Source organism: Megasphaera sp. DJF_B143 (genome assembly GCF_900320625.1).
GTDB classification, from domain to species: Bacteria; Bacillota; Negativicutes; order Veillonellales; family Megasphaeraceae; genus Megasphaera; species Megasphaera hexanoica.
Genome location: NZ_ONTA01000079.1, coordinates 1 through 2,092, shown reverse-complemented (window position 1 = coordinate 2,092; position 2,092 = coordinate 1). Strand labels below are relative to the sequence as shown.

The window sequence follows — 2,092 nt, the reverse complement described above, 5'->3', positions numbered from 1 at the left end:
CACAGCCGAGAGCATTCAGCAAGACAGCCCGGTCTTCCTGCCGCACCAAAGGCCGTGCCGGTCCCTTCAGGCGGCGCACAGAATCATCAGAATTTAAACCTACGATCAGGTGTTGTCCCAGCATTGCCGCCTGCTGCAGATACAATACATGGCCTCGATGCAGGATATCAAAGCAGCCATTTGTAAAAACAACCGTTTCTCCCCGTTCCTGCCAGCTGCGGATTTTCCGGGCTGTCTGATCCCAGTCCAGTGCTGTATAGGGTGACCAGCGCGGGGGCTGCCACTGTGTCCAGAGCTGGATTAGTTCACTGCGGTGGACCGGATATGTACCGACCTTCCTGACGACGATACCGGCAGCGGCGTTTGCCAGCTGAAGGCTCGTACGAATAGAAAGATGACCGGCAATAGCTGCCAGAAACGCTGCCGCAACCGTATCTCCGGCACCGGATACATCAAATACTTCCTGTGCTGTAGCCGGATTATTCCAGACGCGGCCATCGTGGCTGACGACGGTTATCCCCTTTTCTGAACGGGTGACCATCAGATTGGCAAAATCATATTTTTTATGCAGTTCCATGGCGGCCTTAACTACTTCACTGCCCTCGTTGGCCACTTCATATCCGGCGCATTCAGATAATTCCTTCATATTAGGTGTAACAAAGTCCGCCCCATCATATTTTGACCAGTCTTTGCCCTTAGGATCGACGAGAATGGGAATGCCGGCAGCCTTTACGGTACGAATAATTTGTCTGGCAACTTTATCAGTCAGAACGCCTTTATGATAGTCCGATAAAATGACTCCATCCAGACCGGAGTGGATGCAGACGTCAAGCCAGGTCGCAAGTTCTGCTGTTTCCAGATCGTCCAGAGGTGTAATCTCTTCAAAATCAAGGCGTACCATCTGCTGGCGTGCTCCCAGTATACGCATCTTCGTCGTCGTCGCATGATGACTGCGGGCAACCAGGCCGGACCCATCGATGCCCGATTCATCGAGCAGGCTTCTCAGCAGGCGTGCGTTGTCATCATCACCAATCAGTCCTGCCAGGTACACATTGCAATCAAGATTAGCCAGATTCGATGCCACATTGGCAGCCCCGCCGAGAACTGATTTGATATGATCTACACGGTTTACCGGTACCGGAGCTTCTGGTGATATGCGTTCCACCTTGCCAAATACATAGCGGTCTACCATAATGTCTCCAATGACAGCAATCCGCAAATGAGGTAGTACGTCATTTAAAAAATTATCGATATAGTGATCTGTCATAATATCTCCTTTTCTGGGTTATGCTTTCTTCTTGTCGGACCCCATCAGCCGTTTCAGTTCTGCCATAAAGCTATCCAGATCAGCAAACTGGCGGTACACTGAGGCAAACCGGATATACGCGACTTCATCGACATGTTTCAGTTCATTGAGCACGAGTTCACCGATATGTACACTGGAAACTTCCTGGACAAGGGAATTGCGTATTTCCCGTTCCACCCGATTGACGATTTCTTCCAGCTGCTGCCGCGTAACCATCCGTTTGTTGCAGGCACGGAGAAGGCCATTCAATATTTTACTGCGGTCAAATAATTCCCGGCTGCCATTTTTCTTTATCACGATAAGCGGCACTTCTTCTACCATTTCGTACGTCGTAAAACGACGGCCGCATTTCAGACATTCCCGTCGGCGGCGGATAGCGTTCCCGTCATCCGTTGCCCGCGAATCGGTTACTTTCGTATCATCACCTTTGCAGAATGGACATCTCATAATTCGTTCCTCCCAGGAGTATATAACGACTGATTGAAAAAAAGCGGGTCCACCAGGATCCGCTTTTTGATTTGCTCTATTATTTCATCCACGACGGAATTTCTACACCGCCGAGATCAGCTTTATCGGCTTTACCACCATCCTGACCAAAAGACGGAATCGTGGACGGTTCTTTGCCAAAGCCTGTCGCAACAACAGTAATGCGGATAGAATCTTCTTCCATATCCGGATCAATAACCTGGCCAAAGATAATATTGGCATCCGGGTCAACTGCTTCTGCAATTTTTTCTGCCGCTTCGTTGATTTCATACAAGCTGACATCGGGGCCGCCTGTAACGT

The 2,092-nt window shown here is 49.9% G+C and carries 2 protein-coding genes and 1 pseudogene; all 3 read right to left on the bottom strand.

Going from position 1 to position 2,092, the window contains the following annotated elements:
* On the bottom strand, nucleotides 1-1,267 hold a 1,267-nt coding region (gene rfaE1 / locus DBO31_RS02310), incomplete at its 3' end, for a D-glycero-beta-D-manno-heptose-7-phosphate kinase (protein ID WP_150824340.1).
* An 18-nt stretch (nucleotides 1,268-1,285) separates the two neighbouring features.
* Nucleotides 1,286-1,753, bottom strand: a complete 468-nt coding sequence (gene nrdR, locus DBO31_RS02305) for a transcriptional regulator NrdR (protein ID WP_059076917.1) — start codon at nucleotides 1,751-1,753, stop codon at nucleotides 1,286-1,288.
* 79 nt (nucleotides 1,754-1,832) lie between these two features.
* Nucleotides 1,833-2,092: pseudogene (locus DBO31_RS02300) on the bottom strand (cell division protein FtsZ); the annotation flags it as partial.